Here is a 16,385-nt window from a genome sequence, read left to right on the forward strand (position 1 = left end):
CACTTTCCTGGAATTGCTCTAAGGCTGCCGCTGCAGGAGGATCGTCGCACCATCGTGATAGGTGGTCCTGAGCACTTCCTGGTAGCCGCACTTTGCCGCGACATTCAGCGAAGCGGTGTTTTCCGGATCGATGATGCAGACCGTTCTTGCACCCTGGAATGTCTCGTCGCCCCAAGCGAGAACCCGTCTCACGACTTCGCTGGCCAGGCCCTGGCCGTGCGCCCGCGGCGCCAGCGCCCAGCCGGCCTCCGGCACGCCTTCGATCGACGGCTCGATGTCGCGCTTCAGGTCGTGGAAGCCGGCCTCGCCGATGAAGCGGCCGGTGGCTTTGTCCTCTATCGCCCAGAAGCCGTAGCCCAGAAGCGACCACAGGCCGGCATGGCGCAGGAAGCGCATCCAGCTTTCCTCGCGCGTCCGCGGCTTGCCGCCGATGAAACGGGTGATGCCGGGATCGGCCCACATGGCGACATAGGCGTCGAAATCATCCAGCTGGTGCGCCCTGAGAATGGTGCGCGCCGTTTCGATGACCGGTACGCCGGCTGCCTTTGGACTGGCCATGGAATTTGCCTCGGTTGAGTTGTCCCGCGCCTAGCAAATGGCTTGCGTGGGGCAAGAGCCACGACAGCATGGATCATCTTCCAGGACGACCGGACTGTCAGCAGATGGCGTCAATAGCGCCGACGGCCAGATGTCCACCACCGGCGTATCTGGGAATTTTGATCGACGATGCTACTCTTCGGCCGGTGCCGATTCAGGCGCTCCTTGCCGCGGCGTCCGATCGAAGGGAGAAAGCATGGATACCACCGACCTCGTGCTGGCCATCGTCCATCATCTGCTGGTGTTTTCGCTGGCCGGCATCATCGGCGCCGAATTTGTGCTGATCCGCAGCGACTTGCCCGCCGCGACGCTCAAGCGGCTCGCCGGCATCGATCGTCACTACGGCATCATCGCCGCGCTGATCATCGTCGTCGGCATCGGCCGGGTCTTCTATGGCCTGAAAGGCTGGGAATTCTATGTCTACAACTGGATGTTCTGGGCGAAGATGGCGGCCTTCGCCATTGTCGGCCTGCTGTCGATCATCCCGACCATCCGCTTCATCTCCTGGAACAGGCAGGCCGCCGCCAGCCCCGGCTTCCAGGTGCCGGCGGCGGAACTTGCATCCGTGCGCAGCTATGTGCGCGCCGAGGCGTTCATCTTCCTGCTGATCCCGGTCTTCGCGGCAGCGATGGCACGCGGCTACGGCTACTGAGGCTGAACCTCGACTCGCCATTTGCAACCGAATGTTCTACAATTGTTCTTCGAATCATTCGGAGCCTTGCCATGAAGGAAGAAATCCGACGCGCAGTAGCCTATGCAGCGGCGGCCCGCGCTTTGAAGAAGGCCACAAGTTCAATCTACAGCTATGAGAAGGCCCGGCACAGCCATATGTCGAGTAACTACGACTATGATAGTGGCTCCCATTTGAGCGGAGTAAATTCAGGCAACATGTATCACTATGGATTGGGCGCTCACGTCAGCCTTCGCGTGACCGGTGCCAATTTTTCCGGATATGACTACGAGAGTGGGGGGCACTTTTCCGGTCGAATTTTGGGCAGATCCGTTCAGTTGTACGACTACGGCGAAGGAAGGCATTTTAACTATTCGGTATAAAAATTTGTGTGGTCGGCGCGCGGCTACAGCTAGTGGAATAGTTCGGAGGAGGGGCCGAGAGGTCCGCAACCAGTATTCGCCTACGCACGACCGACAGATTTCGACCATTGCGAATCCCGCGCCCATCTCCCGGCCCAAACACTTTCCACCCATTGGGTGCGGACAGTTGCGGATAATCGCTGTTTGCCGTTTCAGTCCGATTGCAATCTGCTAGCTTGCACTAGTTACTGCTCTATCCGCAGCCGGTGTTGAGAGGAACTCCGCGCAGTGGTTGGAGATTAGAATTTCTGGGAGGAACCACGATGAGAAGATTTGTCGCCGCTCTGGCTGCCGCCGCTGCTATCACCCTTTATCCGTTCGCCGCAGGCGCCCAGACCTATCCCGAACGCACCATCACTGTCGTGGTGCCGTTTGCGGCCGGTGGCCCGACCGACACGGTCACGCGTCTCGTCGCGGAAGCCATGTCGAGGGATCTCGGCCAGCAGGTCATCGTCGAGAATGTCGGCGGCGCCGGCGGCACGCTGGGCGCCGGTCGCGTCGCGAAGGCGGAGCCGGACGGCTATACGTTGCTCCTCCATCATATCGGCATGGCGACCAGCGCGACGCTATACCGGAAACTCGCATACGACACGCTGAACGCCTTCGAATATGTCGGCCTCGTCACCGAGGTGCCGATGACCATCGTTGGCCGCAAGGACCTCGAGCCGACCGACTTGAAGGGGCTGGTCGAGTACGCCAAGGCCAACAAGGACAGCATCACCGTCGCCAATGCCGGCATAGGTGCGGCCTCGCATCTGTGCGGCATGCTGTTCATGAGCGGCATCAAGACGCCGCTGGTCACCGTGCCATACAAGGGCACTGGCCCGGCGATGACCGACCTTCTCGGTGGCCAGGTCGACATCATGTGCGACCAGACGACCAATACCACGAAGCAGATCAAGGGCGGCACGATCAAGGCCTACGCCGTGACCTCGCCGGAACGCCTCGATGTGCTGCCGGACGTCCCCACGACGACGGAAGGCGGCCTTCCCGAGGTGCAGGTCGGCATCTGGCACGGCATCTATGCACCCAAGGGCACGCCGGCCGAGATCACCGAACGGCTGTCGAAATCGCTGCAGGTCGCGCTGAAGGACCAGAACGTCGCCGCTCGCTTCGCAGAACTCGGCACCAAGCCGTCATCCGAGGCCGACGCGACGCCGGCGGCGCTGAAGGCAAAGCTGGAAGGCGAGATCGGGCGCTGGAAGCCGATCATCGAAGCCGCCGGCCAGTACGCCGACTGAGGTTTCGAACGGGGCGCTACCAGCGCCCCGTTTCGCTTCGGCTCCGTTTTCGCATTGCATCGTGTCGCGCTCCAGACGCGGGCCTGGGAGGAACGTCATGAAACCTTTCGCAATCGACAGGACCAACGGCCTATGCGCCGCGCTGTTCATCGGTTTCGGCGCATTTTTCGCAGCTCAGTCGCTCGGCCTCGAAATCGGCACCGCCTTCCGCATGGGGCCGGGTTATTTCCCGCTGGTCCTGGCGGTCGTGCTGATCCTGCTTGGCGTTGTCATCCTCGTCCAGGCGGTGCGCTTCGAGAGCGAGCCGATCGGCCACATAGCGTGGCGTGGCATGCTGTTCATCCTTCCCGCTCCGATCTTTTTCGGCCTGACGGTGCGCGGCCTCGGCTTCATCCCGTCGATCTTCCTGACGGCGCTGATCGCATCATTTGCCAGCGGCCGCATGAAGCCGCTGACCGCGCTCGTGCTGTCGGCCGGCCTGACGCTGTTTGCGTTCCTGGTCTTCAGCTACGCACTCGGCCTACCGTTCCGGCGCTTTGGTCCGTGGCTGCCATTGTGAGGAGATGACCATGGAACTCCTCGCCAATCTGGCGCTCGGCTTTTCGACGGCCACATCGCTGACAAATCTCGGTTTCTGCCTGATCGGCGTCCTTCTCGGCACGCTGATCGGCGTCCTGCCCGGCATCGGAGCCACCGCAACCATCGCCATGCTCTTGCCGATCACCTTCCAGATCGGCGATCCGGTGTCCTCCCTCATCATGCTCGCCGGCATCTATTACGGCGCGCAATATGGCGGCTCCACCACCGCCATTCTCATCAATATGCCCGGCGAATCCTCGTCGGCAGTCACCGCAATCGACGGCTATCAGATGGCCAAAAATGGCCGCGCCGGGGCGGCACTCGCGATCGCGGCGATAGGCTCGTTCTTTGCCGGCACGGTGTCGACCTTCCTCGTCGCCATTTTTGCCCCACCGCTGACGGCGATAGCGTTGGAATTCGGCGCGGCCGAGTATTTTTCGCTGATGATCGTCGGGCTCGTCTCGTCCGTCGCGCTCGCCCACGGCTCGATCGTCAAGGCGCTGGCGATGGTCGTGCTCGGCCTGCTGCTCGGCATTGTCGGCACCGACATCTACACCGGCACGCCGCGCTTCACGCTCAACATCCCCGAATATGCGGACGGGCTCAATTTCGTCGCGGTGGCGGTCGGCGTCTTCGGCGTCGCCGAGATCCTGCGCAACCTCGAGAACGAGCATGAGCGCTCCGTGCTGATCCGCAAGGTCTCCGGCCTGATGCCGACCCGCGAGGATTTTCGGCGCATGGCGGCGCCCATCGTGCGCGGAACGATCATCGGCTCGGCGCTCGGCATCCTGCCGGGAGGCGGCGCGATCCTTGCAGCCTTTGCCTCCTACACGGTCGAAAAGCGCGTATCGAAAAATCCGGGGGAATTCGGCAAAGGCGCCATCGAAGGCGTCGCCGGACCGGAATCGGCCAACAATGCCGGCGCCCAGACCTCCTTCATCCCCATGCTGACGCTCGGCATTCCGGCCAACCCGGTAATGGCGCTGATGATCGGCGCGATGATCATCCAGGGCATCGTACCCGGCCCCAATGTCGCGACCGAACAGCCGGCGCTGTTTTGGGGCATCATCGCCTCGATGTGGATCGGCAATCTGATGCTGATCGTCCTGAACCTGCCGCTGATCGGGCTTTGGGTGAAGCTCCTCACGATCCCCTATTACGTGCTCTTCCCGATCATCATGGCGTTCTGCTCGATCGGCGTTTACAGCGTCAACACCAACGTCTACGACCTCTACGCGGTCGCCTTCTTCGGCGTCCTCGGCTACCTCCTGACCAAACTGCGCTGCGAACCTGCGCCACTGCTGCTCGGCTTCGTGCTCGGCCCGCTGCTCGAGGAAAACCTGCGCCGCGCCATGATTCTCTCGCGCGGCGACCCGAGCACCTTCGTGACGAGACCGATCAGCGCCGGCCTGCTTTTCATTGCGCTCGCCGTGCTCGTCATCGTCTTCCTGCCCGCGGTCAAGAAGAAGCGCGAAGAGGTGTTTGTGGAGGAGAATTAAGCCACTTCGTCCGCTGCGCCGAGTGGCCCGATCGGCACCAAAGGCGCCGGCACGTCGGTCGTCTTCTCCGCCGCCTTGCAGATGTCGGCAATGACGCAGGCCGGACAATCCGGCTTGCGCGCCTTGCAGACATAGCGGCCATGCAGGATCAGCCAGTGATGCGCGTGGCGCATGTATTCGTCCGGAATGATCTTCAGCAGCCCCTGCTCGACCTGTTCCGGCGTCTTGCCGGGCGCCAGGCCGAGCCTGTTGCCGATGCGCAGTATATGCGTGTCCACCGCCATCGTGTGCTGGCCGAAGGCCATGTTGAGCACGACATTGGCGGTCTTGCGCCCAACCCCGGGCAGCTTGACCAGTTGCTCGCGGTCGTCGGGCACCTCGCCGCCATGGTCGGCGATTAGCGCCTGCGACAGCGCAATGACGTTCCTGGCCTTGTTGCGCCAGAGACCGATCGTGCGGATGTAATCGCCGACCTTTGCCTCGCCCAGCGCCAGCATCTTTTGCGGCGTGTCGGCGACCTTGAACAGCGCCCGCGTCGCCTTGTTGACGCCGGCATCGGTGGCTTGAGCCGAAAGCACCACCGCCACCAGCAGCGTGAAGGCGTTGACATGCTCGAGCTCGCCCTTCGGCTCTGGCCGCTGCACGGAAAAGCGCCGGAAGATCTCGTGCACTTCGGCCGCGCTGTAGAGCGAACGGGACCGCGCCGGCCTCGGTCGCGGCTTTGCGTTCGAGCCGTCGCGCCGGCCGGGCGGCAATTCCTTTTTTTTGGGCATCGGGGAATTTTTGGGCATCGAAGATTTTTTGGACTTGGGGCTCGCCATACCCTTCCTATAATATCCCGGCATGAGCGACACAAACGCCTCTTTCCAGGCCGACGAGCCCTTCTTCCACGCCCTGCTGACACCGCACCGCTCGCTCGGCCGCACCGGCTTTTTCGTGCTCATGGGCGCGCTGCTGTTCGGCTGGCTGGTGACCGGGGCGTTCTTCCTGTCGCGCGGCGCATGGCCGGTGTTCGGCTTCTTCGGCCTCGACGTGATCGGCGTCTACATCGCCTTCCGCGCCAACTACCGCGCCGCCCGCGCCCGCGAAGAGGTGTCGGTCTCCCGAACCAGCCTCGACATCCGCAAGACGGCGCCGTCAGGCAAATCGGAAGCGCATCGCTTCAATCCGTCCTGGTCTCGTTTCTCGATCGCCCGCCATGCCGAGATCGGCATCACCAGGATGGCGGTGGAGGCGCAGGGACAAACCGTCTCGATCGGCAGCTTCCTCAATCCCGACGACCGCGAGAGTTTCGCGACGGCTTTTTCACAAGCATTGGCGACCGCAAAGACGCGTTGAATTCGCTCCGTCAGAAACGATATCGCAGCAGCCTGCCGATCTTGCGCAGCCTTTTTCACCAGCCAAGATGGTGTCCTCAGTTCGAAGCCAATTCTATCTGGGTAAGCGCGGCAGGAAGGCAAGTTTCGGGTGGTGGCAAAGGGCAGGAGGAACGATATTCGCGGTCAAGGAGATATTGCCATGAACGCCCAGATGACCATGAATACCCAGATGAAGCCGACCGCGATCCTTGAGAACGACATCACGCCCGAAGGCAGCGACTATGAAGTGGTCCGCCGCGCCATCGAGAAGATCAGTCTCGACTATCGCGACCAGCCTTCGCTCGAAGTTCTGGCCGAGGACGTCGGCGAGACCCCGACCGGCCTGCAAAAGCTGTTCACCCGCTGGGCCGGCCTGTCGCCCAAGGCCTTCCTGCAGGCGGTCACTCTCGACCATGCGCGCAAGCTGCTCGATTCCGGCATGCCGCTGCTGGAAACCTCGTTCGAGCTTGGCATGTCAGGACCCGGCCGGCTGCACGATCTCTTCGTCACCCACGAAGCGATGTCGCCGGGCGACTACAAGACGCGCGGCGCAGGCCTCACCATCCGCTACGGCTATCACATCTCGCCCTTCGGCATTGCCCTGATCATGGTCACCGACCGCGGGCTGGCCGGGCTTGCCTTCAACGATCCGGGCGGCGAGCGGGCAGTCTTCGCCGACATGTCCGGCCGCTGGCCGAACGCCACCTATGTCGAGGACATGAGCGCGACCGCGCCCTATGCGGCGCGCATCTTCGATCCGACGCTGTGGCGCCCCGACCAGCCACTGCGCGTGGTGATGATCGGCACCGACTTCCAACTGCGCGTCTGGGAAGCCCTGTTGCGCATCCCGATGGGCAAGGCCTGCACCTACTCCTCGATCGCCGAAAGGATCGGCGCACCGAACGCCAGCCGGGCAGTGGGTGCGGCGGTCGGCGCCAACCCGATGTCCTTCGTCGTGCCGTGCCATCGCGCGCTTGGCAAATCTGGAGCGCTCACCGGCTATCACTGGGGCCTGACGCGCAAGCGCGCCATCCTCGGCTGGGAGGCGGGGCAGGTCGCGTCCTGAAACGTCGATTTTTTCTGTTTTTGTTGCACAAAAGCGCATATAACAGTATCGATAAGTATTCCTATAATTATTCTCCGCCGACTAGGAACGATACAAACGATGACAACCTGTGGTTTCGCCGGTTTTCTTTGTTATACCAGGGCATTACTATTTAATTTTACCCTAAATTAACCACGATAAAGCGAGAATACCTTTGTGTTAGGTCGGGCTGTCCGGCTTGATAGGAGGTCTCGATGAAGTTCTTCCGCGCTGCCATTGGTGCAGCTGGTCTGGTCGCCTGTATCGACCAGACCGCATCGGCCGCTACCGGAAACGTCCTGTTCAACGGCACCATAACCGCGACCTGCACGCTGACGGTGAATTCCAACGGCACGATGACGGTCAGCACCAATCTCCAGTCGCTGAGCTCCCACAATGCCGGCGGTTCGGCCGGCAGCGTCCAGCTCGACACCCACCGGCGGTGTTTTCGCTCAGCGTCGATCCGGTCACCTCCACCACCGTGCCGGCCTCTGATGTCACGGCCATCACCTGGACACCGACCTTCGCCTCCACCGGTGCCCACACCATTGCGGAAACCGGCACCACGACCGCGCTGGCGGCACCCGGTACTTCGACCGTCGCGGTCAATCTCGACGGCACCAAAGGCGGCAGCAACCGCTTCTCCGCCGGCAACTATCAGGCAACGGTCACGCTTCGCTGCGAATGACACCCTCGCGAAAGGAGGGAGCTTTGACTCAAGGTCGAATTCTGGCGGCGGCGCTGGCTGTCGCGCTCGTTCCCATTGCCGCGTCGACCCAGTCGATGACGCCGATGCGCGGCGAGGTCAGGTCCTTCACCGACGCCTTCGCCGTCAGGGTCTTCCCGGGCAATCCGTATGACCAGCGCATACGCGTCGAGGTCCACGTCTATGACCAGAATTTCCAACCCGTCGATGCCAGGATCACGCCGAGCACCTTCCTGCTGGCTGGCCAGGCATCAAGACCGGTTCTGGTGGTCGTGCCGTTCGACGGCGCGACCGAGCGTAAAGTGCGTATCTGTACCGAGAGTATCCCCTTTCCAAGCGCGCAGACGCAAATAAGGGCACAGATATGCGGAAAGTTCTTCGGGCATCGCAGGTTCTGACCCTTTCCTTGCTGCCCGCTTGGGCGATCGTAAGTCAGGGGTTTGCCGAGGATATCCTGAACCTGAACCCAGAACCAGACGGGCTTCACTCTGCCCGGCGTCACCTTGCCCCAGGGCCAGGACGAAGTTCATGCGTCCGACGGCACGACCTGCCGCTCCGCCGTTTCCGGCAGCGGCGCCTATCTCGACGTCGGCGTCATCAGAGGCAACAGCAACAGCCAGTCGAACAGCGACCTCGCCACTTACGGCCGCGTGGTGATCCCGATCGGGCGGACGCCGAAGCGCGGCTCTACGAGCTCGAGGTCGAGCGCCTGCAGCTTGAGCTGAAGCTGCTGAAGATGGGCCTCGGCGCCGACGGCCAGACGGCAAGCGTGGCCCCCGCCCCCGTCGCCACATCACCCGGATGGGCCGACGAAGGCTGGAGCATCAGAACCGGAAACGGCAATGGCAGGAAAAAGAACAAGAAATAACCGGGCGCTGCTTGCGATGGCTGCGCTTGCCGGCTTCTGCCTTCCGGCGCATTCGGCGATCATCGGCACCTGCACGATCATGATCGGCGCCTCGGGAACGATGACGCCGAACCCCGCCATCAACATCTTCGGCTCCAAGCAGGCGGGCGGGTCGAGCGCCGGCGCCACGATCACCGCGAGTTCCCTGCTCTGCTCCATACTCAATCTGCTGGATTGCTTTTCCGTATCGGCGCCGCCGCCGATCGCCTTCACCTCAGCGCCGAGCGGCGGCGACACCAACACGACCTTTGGCACCGTTTTCCGCCTCGATGGCTCGGGCACCGACATCCCAGGCAACTCGCCACAGCGCGTCACCAATGGCACCCACACCATCCAGGTCGACCTCACCGCCACCAAGTCACCCGGCATCTTTCCGGCAGGCAACTATCAGGGCATGGTCACGGTGCGCTGCGAATGACGAGACGCGGCACCCGGATGGACTGGCAACCGGCATTCTTACAGGTTAGCCTCCCGCGCATTCAGCAGGAGGCATTTCTTGATTATCGTTGTCGGCTCGATCAACCTCGACCTCATCGCCAATGTCGACCGCTTGCCAGCACCCGGCGAGACGGTGCGCGGCTCCGGTTTCACTACGGCGCCCGGCGGCAAGGGTGCCAACCAGGCATTGGCCGCCGCGCGCGCCGGTGCCAAGGTGCGCATGGTGGGCGCTGTCGGCAAGGATAGTTTCGCTGCCGAGGCAACCGCCTTGCTCAGGGACGGGAAAGTCGATCTGTCGGGCGTCGGAGAGAGCTTCGCCTCGACCGGCACGGCGCTGATCCTGGTCGGCGCCGACGGCGAGAACGTCATCGCCGTGGTGCCGGGCGCCAACGATTCGGTGCTGCCGGCCGACATTGCCAAAGCCCTGCTGAAAAAGAACGATGTCGTGCTGCTCCAGCACGAGATCCCGCTGCAGACCGTCGAGGCCGCGCTCGACGCAACCCGGGCGGCCGGCGCGATCAGCGTGCTCAACACCGCGCCGTTCCGCGCCGAGGCCTCCAGCTTTCTCGCCAAGGCCGACTATGCCGTCGCCAACGAAACCGAATTCGACCTCTATGGCGAGGCGCTCTCGCTCGCCGGCCGCGACCGCCCGGCACGGATGCGCGACTATGCCGGCAAGACCGGCCGCACCATCGTCGTCACGCTCGGCGGCGACGGCGTGCTGGCCGCGACGCCGGACAATTTCCTGACAGTGCCGGCGCTGAAGATCACCCCGGTCGACACCGTCGGCGCCGGCGACACCTTTTGCGGCTATTTCGGCTCCGGCCTGTCAACCGGTCTGCCGCTCGAACAGGCGCTCGTCCGCGCTGCCGCTGCCGGCTCGCTTGCTTGCCTGAAGCCCGGCGCCCAGCCGGCGATCCCGCTGGCAAAAGATGTCGACGCCGCTTTGCAAAAAGCTGCCGGCTAGACCGCCAACTCAAGGGGATGACAGCCATGCGACCCACGACAAAACACGCAGTGCCGGCGGCCGGCGATATCTGCCGTATGTCCGCCGTGGAACTGGCTGACCGTATCAGGCGCCGGCAGCTTTCGGTGCGTGAGGTGGTCGCTGCCTTCCTCGACCGCATCGAGGCGGTGAACCCGCGGGTCAATGCCATCGTTTCGCTGCGTGACCCTGCCGACATCCTGGCCGAAGCCGACAGCGCCGATGCCCATGTGGCGCGCGGGGGCGAGGCTGGATCCCTGTTCGGCCTGCCGATCGCGATTAAGGACCTGGCGTTGACCAAGGGCCTCAGAACCACGTTCGGCTCGCCGATCTTCGCCGATTTCGTCCCCGGGGAGGATGATTTCTTCGTCGAACGCGTGCGCAAGGCCGGCGCCATCATCATCGGCAAGACCAATGTTCCCGAATTCGGACTGGGCTCCAACACCTACAACAGCGTGTTTGGCCCGACGCTCAATGCCTTCGACCCGGCCTTGACCGCCGGCGGGTCGAGCGGTGGTGCTGCCGTGGCGCTGGCGCTCGACATGCTCCCCGTGGCCGACGGCAGCGACTTCGGCGGCTCGCTGCGCAATCCGGCGGCCTACAACAATGTCTACGGCTTCCGCCCGTCGCAGGGACTTGTCCCTGCCGGTCCGGACATCGACGTTTTTCATGCGCAGATGGGCGTCGAGGGCCCGATGGGCCGCAATTTGCGCGACATCGCGCTGCTGCTCGACGAGCAGGCCGGCTACCATCCGCGCGCCCCGCTCTCGCATCACAAGCAGGGCTCTTTCCTGGCGGGACTGCAAACACCGGCGGCCGGCGGCCGCATCGCTTGGCTCGGCGATCTCGGCGGCCATCTGCCGGTCGAGCCGGGCATTCTCGATCTTTGCGAGGCGGCTCTCGGCAGGCTCGCCAGCGCGTCGTTCCAAAGCGAAGCGCTGGTACCGGATGTCGACTTCGAAGCGCTGTGGCAGGCTTTTGTCACGTTACGCCAGGCCAGCAGCGGCTGCGCGCTCAAGGCGCATTACGACGACCCGGCCAAGCGCCGGCTTCTGAAGCCTGAAGTGGTGTGGGAAGTCGAGCAGGCGCTCCGCCTGACAGCGCCGCAAGTCCATGCCGCCACGGTGCGGCGCTCGTCCTGGCACAAAACGCTGCTGTCGCTGTTCGAGCGCTTCGACCTCGTCGCGCTGCCAACCGCGCAGGTCTTTCCGTTCGCGGTCTCCACCCATTGGCCGAGCCAGGTGGCCGGGCGCGACATGGACAGCTACCACCGCTGGATGCAGGTCTCAGCCTTCGCCACGCTGGGCGGCTGTCCGGCGCTCAACGTGCCGGTCGGCTTCGACGGCAAGGGCCGGCCGATGGGCATGCAGCTGATCGGTCAGCCGCGCGGCGACCTTGCCGTGCTCAAGGCGGGAGGGGCCTATGAGGCGACGCTGCCGTGGCAGGCCGGCGCCTCCTGAAGCCAGCCTGGTTCTATCGGTGCCAATTCCACCGGCTTGCGCCGACGGCGATCCCATGCATTGATTTGACATGGCCGCGTCGCATAGCGGCATTCTGTCGAGGGACCCCCCATGTCGCTGGAACTTTACGCCGCCTATCTGCTTGCCTGTCTCGTCATCATCCTGGTGCCCGGACCAACGGTGACGCTGATCATCGCCAACAGCATCCGCCACGGTTCGCGTGCCGGCCTTGCCAATGTCGCCGGCACGCAGGCCGGGCTTGCCATCATGATCGCGGTTGTCGGCATCGGCCTCACGTCGCTGATCGCGGGCATGGGCCACTGGTTCGAATGGGTCCGGTTGATCGGCGCCGCCTATCTGATCTGGATGGGCGTTCAGATGTTCCGCTCGAAAGGCACGCTGAATGCCGACGGATCGGCGAAAAAACCGCGCGGCGGCTTCTTCCTGCAGGGCCTGCTGGTGGCGATCAGCAACCCCAAGACGCTGGTCTTCTTCGGCGCCTTCTTTCCGCAGTTCATCGCCCCTGAAGGCAATTATTCGCTGCAGATCGTTGTGATGGGCCTCACCGCGATGGTCTTCGCTGCCGTGTCGGATTCGACCTACGCGCTCGCCGCCGGCCGCGCCGGACGCCTGCTGTCGGCCAGCCGCGTCAAGCTCATGTCCAGGATCAGCGGCAGCTTCCTGGTCGGCGGCGGCCTGTGGCTGGCGTTTTCAAAGGCGAAGTAACCAGCAGTACATCGCCGGAACAAAAAGCCGATTGAAAGTCGGCCTTCTTGCCACCACATGAATCGACATCGGGGGATTCATGTCGGTGTCATGGACTTATGCGGATTTGAAAAGGAACGCGCTCGGTGTGATCCTGATCGTCGCCTTGTTCGCAGTGATGGTTCCCTCGGCCATGAACAAATGGGCCAATGATGCCAGCCCGATCCGGTCGGTCGACACAGTCGACGCAACGGTCAAAAGTGTCCAGTGGGACCACGGCCGCGGCATCTATCTGGTTTCTATCGAGAACGGTTCGTCTGTTCTTATCAAGGACGAACGCCCGCATTTGATCGGCTCACCCGCAAACATAGAACGCGTCACACGCGACAATGGCTTTGTCTTTTATCGGTTTGCTGAGTGAGCGATAACCGGCGCACCTCTTCCCTCGCCCCGTTTACGGGGAGAGGGTGGTCGCGAAGCGATCGGGTGAGGGGCGGCGCCGGGGTTGCAGGCAAAATCTCGACGAATGCGCCGCCCTTCATCCGCCTGCCGGCACCTTCTCCCCGTAAACGGGGAGAAGGGAGCTTTTAAAGTCGCCCCAGCCGCTCCACCAGCAATGCGAAAAACGCATCATGGTCGATGTCGCGCATCACCATGGCGTTCTTCGGACGCTTGGTCACGCCCCACCAGTCGATCACGGTCATGCCCATGGTGAGCTCGGAGGCGGTCTCCACGGTCACGTTGCAGTTGCGGCCGTTGAACAGCTCCGGCTTCAGCAGATAGGCGATGACGCAGGGGTCGTGCAGCGGCCCGCCGTCGGTGCCGTATTTCTCCTCGTCGAAGCGCTCGAAAAACTCCAGCATCTCCGCCGTTGCCGTGCCGACCCTGGTGCCGAGCTTGCGAAAGGCTTGGGTGCGCGTGGCGGTGGTCAGCGCCTTGTGGGTGACGTCGAGCGGCATCATGACGATCGGAATGCCGGCTTTGAACACGACATCGGCTGCATGCGGGTCGACATAGATGTTGAATTCGGCCGTCGGCGTGACGTTGCCGCCCTCGAAGAAACCGCCGCCCATCAGCACGATTTCCTTGATGCGCGGCGCGATCTTCGGCTCGCGAATCAGCGCCAGCGCGACGTTGGTAAGCGGCCCGAGCGCGCAGAGCGTGATCGTGCCGCTCGGGTCGTTCATCAGCGTTTCGATGATGAAATCGACCGCATACTGGTCCTGCAGCTTCATCGTCGGGTCGGGCAATTGCGGCCCGTTGAGGCCGGTCTTGCCATGCACTTCCTCGGCGGTGACCAGTTCGCGCGCCAGCGGCCGGATGGCGCCGGCATAGACCTTGATATCGGGCCGTCCGGCCAGCTCGCAGATCTTGCGCGCGTTCTTTTCGGTAAGGTTCAACGGCACGTTGCCGGCAACAGCTGATATGCCGACGATGTCCAGTTCGGCGCTGCCGAGCGCCAGCAATATGGCGACGGCATCATCCTGGCCGGGATCCGTGTCGATGATGATCTTGCGGGATTGGGGCATTTCAATTCCTTGTCTGGGGAGTCTTTTGGGCGGGGTTTTTGATGGCTTGAACTTGGCCGTGGGGCAGACCATATCAAGACCATCGGGAAAAATGCCATCTGGGTTTTTCCGGTTTATGTCGCTCTTGAGAGGACACTGTAACATGAGCCGAATGACGCCCTTTTCGAGTCCGCTTCTCCTGGGTTTCGACGCCATGGAAAAGACGCTCGAACGCCTGGCGAAGTCTGGCGACAGCTACCCCCCGTACAACATCGAGCGCCTCGGCGGTGCTGACGGCATGGCCGAAAGGCTGCGCATCACGCTTGCAGTAGCGGGTTTCGCCGAAAGCGACCTCGATGTCACCACGGAAGAGAACCAGTTGATCGTGCGCGGCCGTCAGAACGACGACACCGAGCGCGAATTCCTTCACCGCGGCATCGCCGCGCGCCAGTTCCAGCGTTGTTTCGTGCTGGCCGAAGGCATGCGGGTGATTGCGGCGGAGCTGAAGAACGGCCTGCTGTCGATCGATCTCGACCGACCGGAGGCCGAGCGGCTGGTACGGAAAATAAACATATCGGTGAAAGACTGATCCTCACCGATGGCTCTCATGCGAGGCGGCCTTGAGCGGCGTCCTCGCGCCAAGGAGGCTTGAAATGACCAGAACTGACGAAAATCTCACCATGACCAGCGGCGAATTCGCCCATCTCGGCGAAGGTACGGTCGCCTATCTGAGGAAAGTGTCGAGCGACGATCTGCGCGGGCGCTTCCCCGGCCTCGGCGAAATCGCGCCCGGCATGGAGCTGTGGGCGCTGTTTGCCGCCAACGGCCAGCCGATCCTGCTTTCGGACGCCCGCGACCGGGCTCTGGCGGGCGCGCTGGAGAACGACCTGACCACCGTCGCTATCCACTAAGGCGACTGGGTCATCTCCTGAATGGAAAGGGCCGCCCGCGGCGGCCCTTGGACGATTTATCCCAAAGAAACTTCAGGCCGCGTGCGAAGCCTGTGTGTCCGACAAAAGCGCGTGGATCGCGACAGCGTCGCGCGTGCCCCTGATCTTGGCCACCGTGTCGGCATCGCGCAGCACCCGCGCGATGCGCGACAAGGCCTTGAGGTGGTCGGCGCCCGCACCTTCCGGCGCCAGCAGCAGGAACACCAGATCGACCGGCTGGTCGTCCAGCGCCTCGAAATCGACCGGCGTCTCCAGCCGGGCAAAGACGCCCGCAATGCGCTTCACCCCGGCCAGCTTGCCGTGCGGAATGGCGATGCCGTTGCCGACACCGGTGGAACCCAGCCGCTCGCGCTGCAGGATGGTGTCGAACACCTCCCGCTCCGGAATGCCGGAAATCGCCGCCGCCCTTTCGGACAGCAATTGCAGCAGCTGCTTCTTTGAGTTCGCCTTCAACGCCGGCATGATCGCCGGAACGTTGATCAGATCGCTCAGATCCATGCTTGAAATTCCCTTGTTCGCCCGCCGCCCGCCAGTCCTCGCCCCCTCGCGCGGCTGGCTTCTTATCCCTGTGCGACTTTGGTCGTGGACGGATCGATCCAGCCGATGTTTCCATCCGGCCGGCGATAGACGATGTTGAGATGATCGTTCCCGGCATTGCGGAAGACGAAAACCGGGCTGTCCTTGGTGTCTAGCTCGATGACGGCCGACGCCACCGACATGGTGCGCAGCGTCATGGTCGATTCGGCGACGATGGCCGGCGCGAAATTCTCCGGTATCTCCTCGTCGTCGTCGGCAAGCGGCGCCATCACCGCGTAAGCGACGTCGGTGGGTTCGCCGTTTCCATTGCCGGAATTGTGCGACTTCAGCCGGCGCTTGTAGCGCCGAAGCCGCGTCTCCAGGCGGTCTGCCGCGGCCTCGAAGGCCAGCGTCGGATCCTGGGCGTCGCCGGTCGCCTGCAACGAAGCGCCGGAATCAAGCCGGATCATGCAGTCGGCGGAATAGCGCGACCCTGATTTGATGACCGTGACATGCCCTGAAAAACCGCGGTCGAAATATTTTCCGATCGCCTCGCCGACACGGTCGTTGATGCGCGTACGAAACGCATCGCCGATATCCATGTGTTTTCCCGATATGCGCAGTTTCATCTGAAAACTGACCTTCCCTGCTCAGGCTTCAAACTGCCCCGAGTTTATACTCGTGGTCCGTGCGCACAAGCTTTGCGGCGGCACTCCCGCTGTTTTTAAATCCGGACTTTCCGATTGATCACAAGCCGCCT

Annotated in this window: 22 protein-coding genes and 1 pseudogene; 17 read left to right on the forward strand and 6 right to left on the reverse strand. The window is 63.0% G+C overall.

The genetic code is table 11. From position 1 onward, the window contains the following. Window positions 1–18: 18 nt before the first annotated feature. Window positions 19–558, reverse strand: a complete 540-nt coding sequence (locus ACSQ3Z_RS22665; protein WP_436173490.1) for a GNAT family N-acetyltransferase — start codon at window positions 556–558, stop codon at window positions 19–21. Window positions 559–793: 235 nt separating this feature from the next. Between ACSQ3Z_RS22665 and ACSQ3Z_RS22670 the strand changes: the two genes are divergently transcribed. The 5 genes from ACSQ3Z_RS22670 (at window position 794) to ACSQ3Z_RS22690 (ending at window position 5,008) form a co-directional block, all read left to right on the forward strand. Then, window positions 794–1,249 carry a DUF2214 family protein gene (locus ACSQ3Z_RS22670; protein ID WP_436173491.1) on the forward strand — a complete coding sequence of 152 codons (456 nt, stop codon included), beginning with the start codon at window positions 794–796 and terminating at the stop codon, window positions 1,247–1,249. Between the two features lie 71 nt (window positions 1,250–1,320). Continuing rightward, complete coding sequence (locus ACSQ3Z_RS22675; RefSeq protein WP_436173492.1) at window positions 1,321–1,650, forward strand: hypothetical protein; 330 nt, start codon at window positions 1,321–1,323, stop codon at window positions 1,648–1,650. Window positions 1,651–1,952: 302 nt separating this feature from the next. Beyond that, entirely contained in the window at window positions 1,953–2,930 is a 978-nt protein-coding gene (locus ACSQ3Z_RS22680) for a tripartite tricarboxylate transporter substrate-binding protein (RefSeq protein WP_436173493.1), read from the forward strand. 97 nt (window positions 2,931–3,027) lie between these two features. Then, window positions 3,028–3,489, forward strand: a complete 462-nt coding sequence (locus tag ACSQ3Z_RS22685; protein ID WP_436173494.1) for a tripartite tricarboxylate transporter TctB family protein — start codon at window positions 3,028–3,030, stop codon at window positions 3,487–3,489. 10 nt (window positions 3,490–3,499) lie between these two features. Beyond that, window positions 3,500–5,008, forward strand: a complete 1,509-nt coding sequence (locus tag ACSQ3Z_RS22690; protein ID WP_436173495.1) for a tripartite tricarboxylate transporter permease — start codon at window positions 3,500–3,502, stop codon at window positions 5,006–5,008. On the opposite strand, the gene nth is transcribed toward ACSQ3Z_RS22690, so the two are convergent. After that, the gene (nth, locus tag ACSQ3Z_RS22695) at window positions 5,005–5,829 is read right to left on the reverse strand and encodes an endonuclease III (protein WP_436173496.1); all 825 of its coding nucleotides are present in this window, start codon (window positions 5,827–5,829) and stop codon (window positions 5,005–5,007) included. The two genes, ACSQ3Z_RS22690 and nth, sit on opposite strands and share 4 nt — an antisense overlap. A 22-nt stretch (window positions 5,830–5,851) precedes the next feature. Here nth and ACSQ3Z_RS22700 point away from each other — a divergent pair, with 22 nt between their 5' ends. Together ACSQ3Z_RS22700 and ACSQ3Z_RS22705 are read left to right on the forward strand one after the other, a co-directional pair. Next, complete coding sequence (locus tag ACSQ3Z_RS22700; RefSeq protein WP_436173497.1) at window positions 5,852–6,346, forward strand: DUF2244 domain-containing protein; 495 nt, start codon at window positions 5,852–5,854, stop codon at window positions 6,344–6,346. Between the two features lie 180 nt (window positions 6,347–6,526). Next, window positions 6,527–7,432, forward strand: coding sequence for a methylated-DNA--[protein]-cysteine S-methyltransferase (locus tag ACSQ3Z_RS22705; RefSeq protein ID WP_436173498.1), 906 nt, complete (start codon window positions 6,527–6,529; stop codon window positions 7,430–7,432). 157 nt (window positions 7,433–7,589) lie between these two features. Here ACSQ3Z_RS22705 and ACSQ3Z_RS22710 read toward each other — a convergent pair whose 3' ends face one another. Then, entirely contained in the window at window positions 7,590–7,820 is a 231-nt protein-coding gene (locus ACSQ3Z_RS22710; RefSeq protein ID WP_436173499.1) for a hypothetical protein, read from the reverse strand. 72 nt (window positions 7,821–7,892) lie between these two features. Between ACSQ3Z_RS22710 and ACSQ3Z_RS22715 the strand changes: the two genes are divergently transcribed. The 8 genes and pseudogenes from ACSQ3Z_RS22715 (at window position 7,893) to ACSQ3Z_RS22750 (ending at window position 13,072) form a co-directional block, all read left to right on the forward strand. Further along, a complete protein-coding gene (locus tag ACSQ3Z_RS22715) occupies window positions 7,893–8,138 on the forward strand; it encodes a hypothetical protein (RefSeq protein ID WP_436173500.1) in 246 nt (81 codons plus the stop codon). 23 nt (window positions 8,139–8,161) lie between these two features. Beyond that, window positions 8,162–8,554 carry a hypothetical protein gene (locus ACSQ3Z_RS22720; protein ID WP_436173501.1) on the forward strand — a complete coding sequence of 131 codons (393 nt, stop codon included), beginning with the start codon at window positions 8,162–8,164 and terminating at the stop codon, window positions 8,552–8,554. Then, a pseudogene (locus ACSQ3Z_RS22725) lies at window positions 8,521–9,024 on the forward strand (hypothetical protein). The gene ACSQ3Z_RS22720 and the pseudogene ACSQ3Z_RS22725 overlap by 34 nt, the downstream one beginning before the upstream one ends. Continuing rightward, complete coding sequence (locus ACSQ3Z_RS22730) at window positions 8,999–9,481, forward strand: hypothetical protein (RefSeq protein ID WP_436173502.1); 483 nt, start codon at window positions 8,999–9,001, stop codon at window positions 9,479–9,481. The pseudogene ACSQ3Z_RS22725 and the gene ACSQ3Z_RS22730 overlap by 26 nt, the downstream one beginning before the upstream one ends. 78 nt (window positions 9,482–9,559) lie before the next feature. Next, window positions 9,560–10,468 carry a ribokinase gene (locus ACSQ3Z_RS22735; RefSeq protein ID WP_436173503.1) on the forward strand — a complete coding sequence of 303 codons (909 nt, stop codon included), beginning with the start codon at window positions 9,560–9,562 and terminating at the stop codon, window positions 10,466–10,468. Window positions 10,469–10,485: 17 nt separating this feature from the next. Beyond that, window positions 10,486–11,946, forward strand: coding sequence for an amidase (locus tag ACSQ3Z_RS22740; protein ID WP_436173504.1), 1,461 nt, complete (start codon window positions 10,486–10,488; stop codon window positions 11,944–11,946). A gap of 111 nt (window positions 11,947–12,057) precedes the next feature. Beyond that, a complete protein-coding gene (locus ACSQ3Z_RS22745; protein WP_436173505.1) occupies window positions 12,058–12,672 on the forward strand; it encodes a LysE family translocator in 615 nt (204 codons plus the stop codon). Window positions 12,673–12,799: 127 nt separating this feature from the next. Further along, on the forward strand, window positions 12,800–13,072 hold the full coding sequence (locus tag ACSQ3Z_RS22750; protein WP_436173506.1) for a hypothetical protein: 273 nt from the start codon (window positions 12,800–12,802) through the stop codon (window positions 13,070–13,072). 166 nt (window positions 13,073–13,238) lie between these two features. Here the strand turns inward: ACSQ3Z_RS22750 and ACSQ3Z_RS22755 are convergent, their stop codons facing one another. Further along, on the reverse strand, window positions 13,239–14,180 hold the full coding sequence (locus ACSQ3Z_RS22755) for a nucleoside hydrolase (protein WP_436173507.1): 942 nt from the start codon (window positions 14,178–14,180) through the stop codon (window positions 13,239–13,241). Window positions 14,181–14,322: 142 nt separating this feature from the next. Here ACSQ3Z_RS22755 and ACSQ3Z_RS22760 point away from each other — a divergent pair, with 142 nt between their 5' ends. Both ACSQ3Z_RS22760 and ACSQ3Z_RS22765 read left to right on the forward strand, forming a co-directional pair. Next, window positions 14,323–14,748, forward strand: coding sequence for an Hsp20 family protein (locus tag ACSQ3Z_RS22760; RefSeq protein ID WP_436173508.1), 426 nt, complete (start codon window positions 14,323–14,325; stop codon window positions 14,746–14,748). 64 nt (window positions 14,749–14,812) lie between these two features. Further along, window positions 14,813–15,070, forward strand: a complete 258-nt coding sequence (locus ACSQ3Z_RS22765; RefSeq protein ID WP_120013971.1) for a DUF1150 family protein — start codon at window positions 14,813–14,815, stop codon at window positions 15,068–15,070. Between the two features lie 72 nt (window positions 15,071–15,142). Here the strand turns inward: ACSQ3Z_RS22765 and ptsN are convergent, their stop codons facing one another. Further along, window positions 15,143–15,607, reverse strand: coding sequence for a PTS IIA-like nitrogen regulatory protein PtsN (gene ptsN, locus ACSQ3Z_RS22770; protein ID WP_006200387.1), 465 nt, complete (start codon window positions 15,605–15,607; stop codon window positions 15,143–15,145). A 62-nt stretch (window positions 15,608–15,669) separates the two neighbouring features. Then, window positions 15,670–16,254, reverse strand: a complete 585-nt coding sequence (hpf, locus tag ACSQ3Z_RS22775; protein ID WP_436173509.1) for a ribosome hibernation-promoting factor, HPF/YfiA family — start codon at window positions 16,252–16,254, stop codon at window positions 15,670–15,672. Window positions 16,255–16,385: the final 131 nt, after the last annotated feature.

Source organism: Mesorhizobium sp. LjNodule214 (assembly GCF_964252735.1).
Classification (GTDB): Bacteria; Pseudomonadota; Alphaproteobacteria; order Rhizobiales; family Rhizobiaceae; genus Mesorhizobium.

Bases quoted from the DNA above. Each gene is read 5' to 3' on its own strand.
- hpf (WP_436173509.1), bottom strand. From the start codon at position 16,254: ATGAAACTGCGCATATCGGGAAAACACATGGATATCGGCGATGCGTTT.
- ACSQ3Z_RS22670 (WP_436173491.1), top strand. From the start codon at position 794: ATGGATACCACCGACCTCGTGCTGGCCATCGTCCATCATCTGCTGGTG.
- ACSQ3Z_RS22675 (WP_436173492.1), top strand. From the start codon at position 1,321: ATGAAGGAAGAAATCCGACGCGCAGTAGCCTATGCAGCGGCGGCCCGC.
- ACSQ3Z_RS22690 (WP_436173495.1), top strand. From the start codon at position 3,500: ATGGAACTCCTCGCCAATCTGGCGCTCGGCTTTTCGACGGCCACATCG.
- ACSQ3Z_RS22705 (WP_436173498.1), top strand. From the start codon at position 6,527: ATGAACGCCCAGATGACCATGAATACCCAGATGAAGCCGACCGCGATC.
- ACSQ3Z_RS22700 (WP_436173497.1), top strand. From the start codon at position 5,852: ATGAGCGACACAAACGCCTCTTTCCAGGCCGACGAGCCCTTCTTCCAC.
- ACSQ3Z_RS22745 (WP_436173505.1), top strand. From the start codon at position 12,058: ATGTCGCTGGAACTTTACGCCGCCTATCTGCTTGCCTGTCTCGTCATC.
- ptsN (WP_006200387.1), bottom strand. From the start codon at position 15,607: ATGGATCTGAGCGATCTGATCAACGTTCCGGCGATCATGCCGGCGTTG.
- ACSQ3Z_RS22685 (WP_436173494.1), top strand. From the start codon at position 3,028: ATGAAACCTTTCGCAATCGACAGGACCAACGGCCTATGCGCCGCGCTG.
- ACSQ3Z_RS22665 (WP_436173490.1), bottom strand. From the start codon at position 558: ATGGCCAGTCCAAAGGCAGCCGGCGTACCGGTCATCGAAACGGCGCGC.
- ACSQ3Z_RS22755 (WP_436173507.1), bottom strand. From the start codon at position 14,180: ATGCCCCAATCCCGCAAGATCATCATCGACACGGATCCCGGCCAGGAT.
- ACSQ3Z_RS22680 (WP_436173493.1), top strand. From the start codon at position 1,953: ATGAGAAGATTTGTCGCCGCTCTGGCTGCCGCCGCTGCTATCACCCTT.
- nth (WP_436173496.1), bottom strand. From the start codon at position 5,829: ATGGCGAGCCCCAAGTCCAAAAAATCTTCGATGCCCAAAAATTCCCCG.
- ACSQ3Z_RS22730 (WP_436173502.1), top strand. From the start codon at position 8,999: ATGGCAGGAAAAAGAACAAGAAATAACCGGGCGCTGCTTGCGATGGCT.
- ACSQ3Z_RS22740 (WP_436173504.1), top strand. From the start codon at position 10,486: ATGACAGCCATGCGACCCACGACAAAACACGCAGTGCCGGCGGCCGGC.
- ACSQ3Z_RS22765 (WP_120013971.1), top strand. From the start codon at position 14,813: ATGACCAGAACTGACGAAAATCTCACCATGACCAGCGGCGAATTCGCC.
- ACSQ3Z_RS22760 (WP_436173508.1), top strand. From the start codon at position 14,323: ATGAGCCGAATGACGCCCTTTTCGAGTCCGCTTCTCCTGGGTTTCGAC.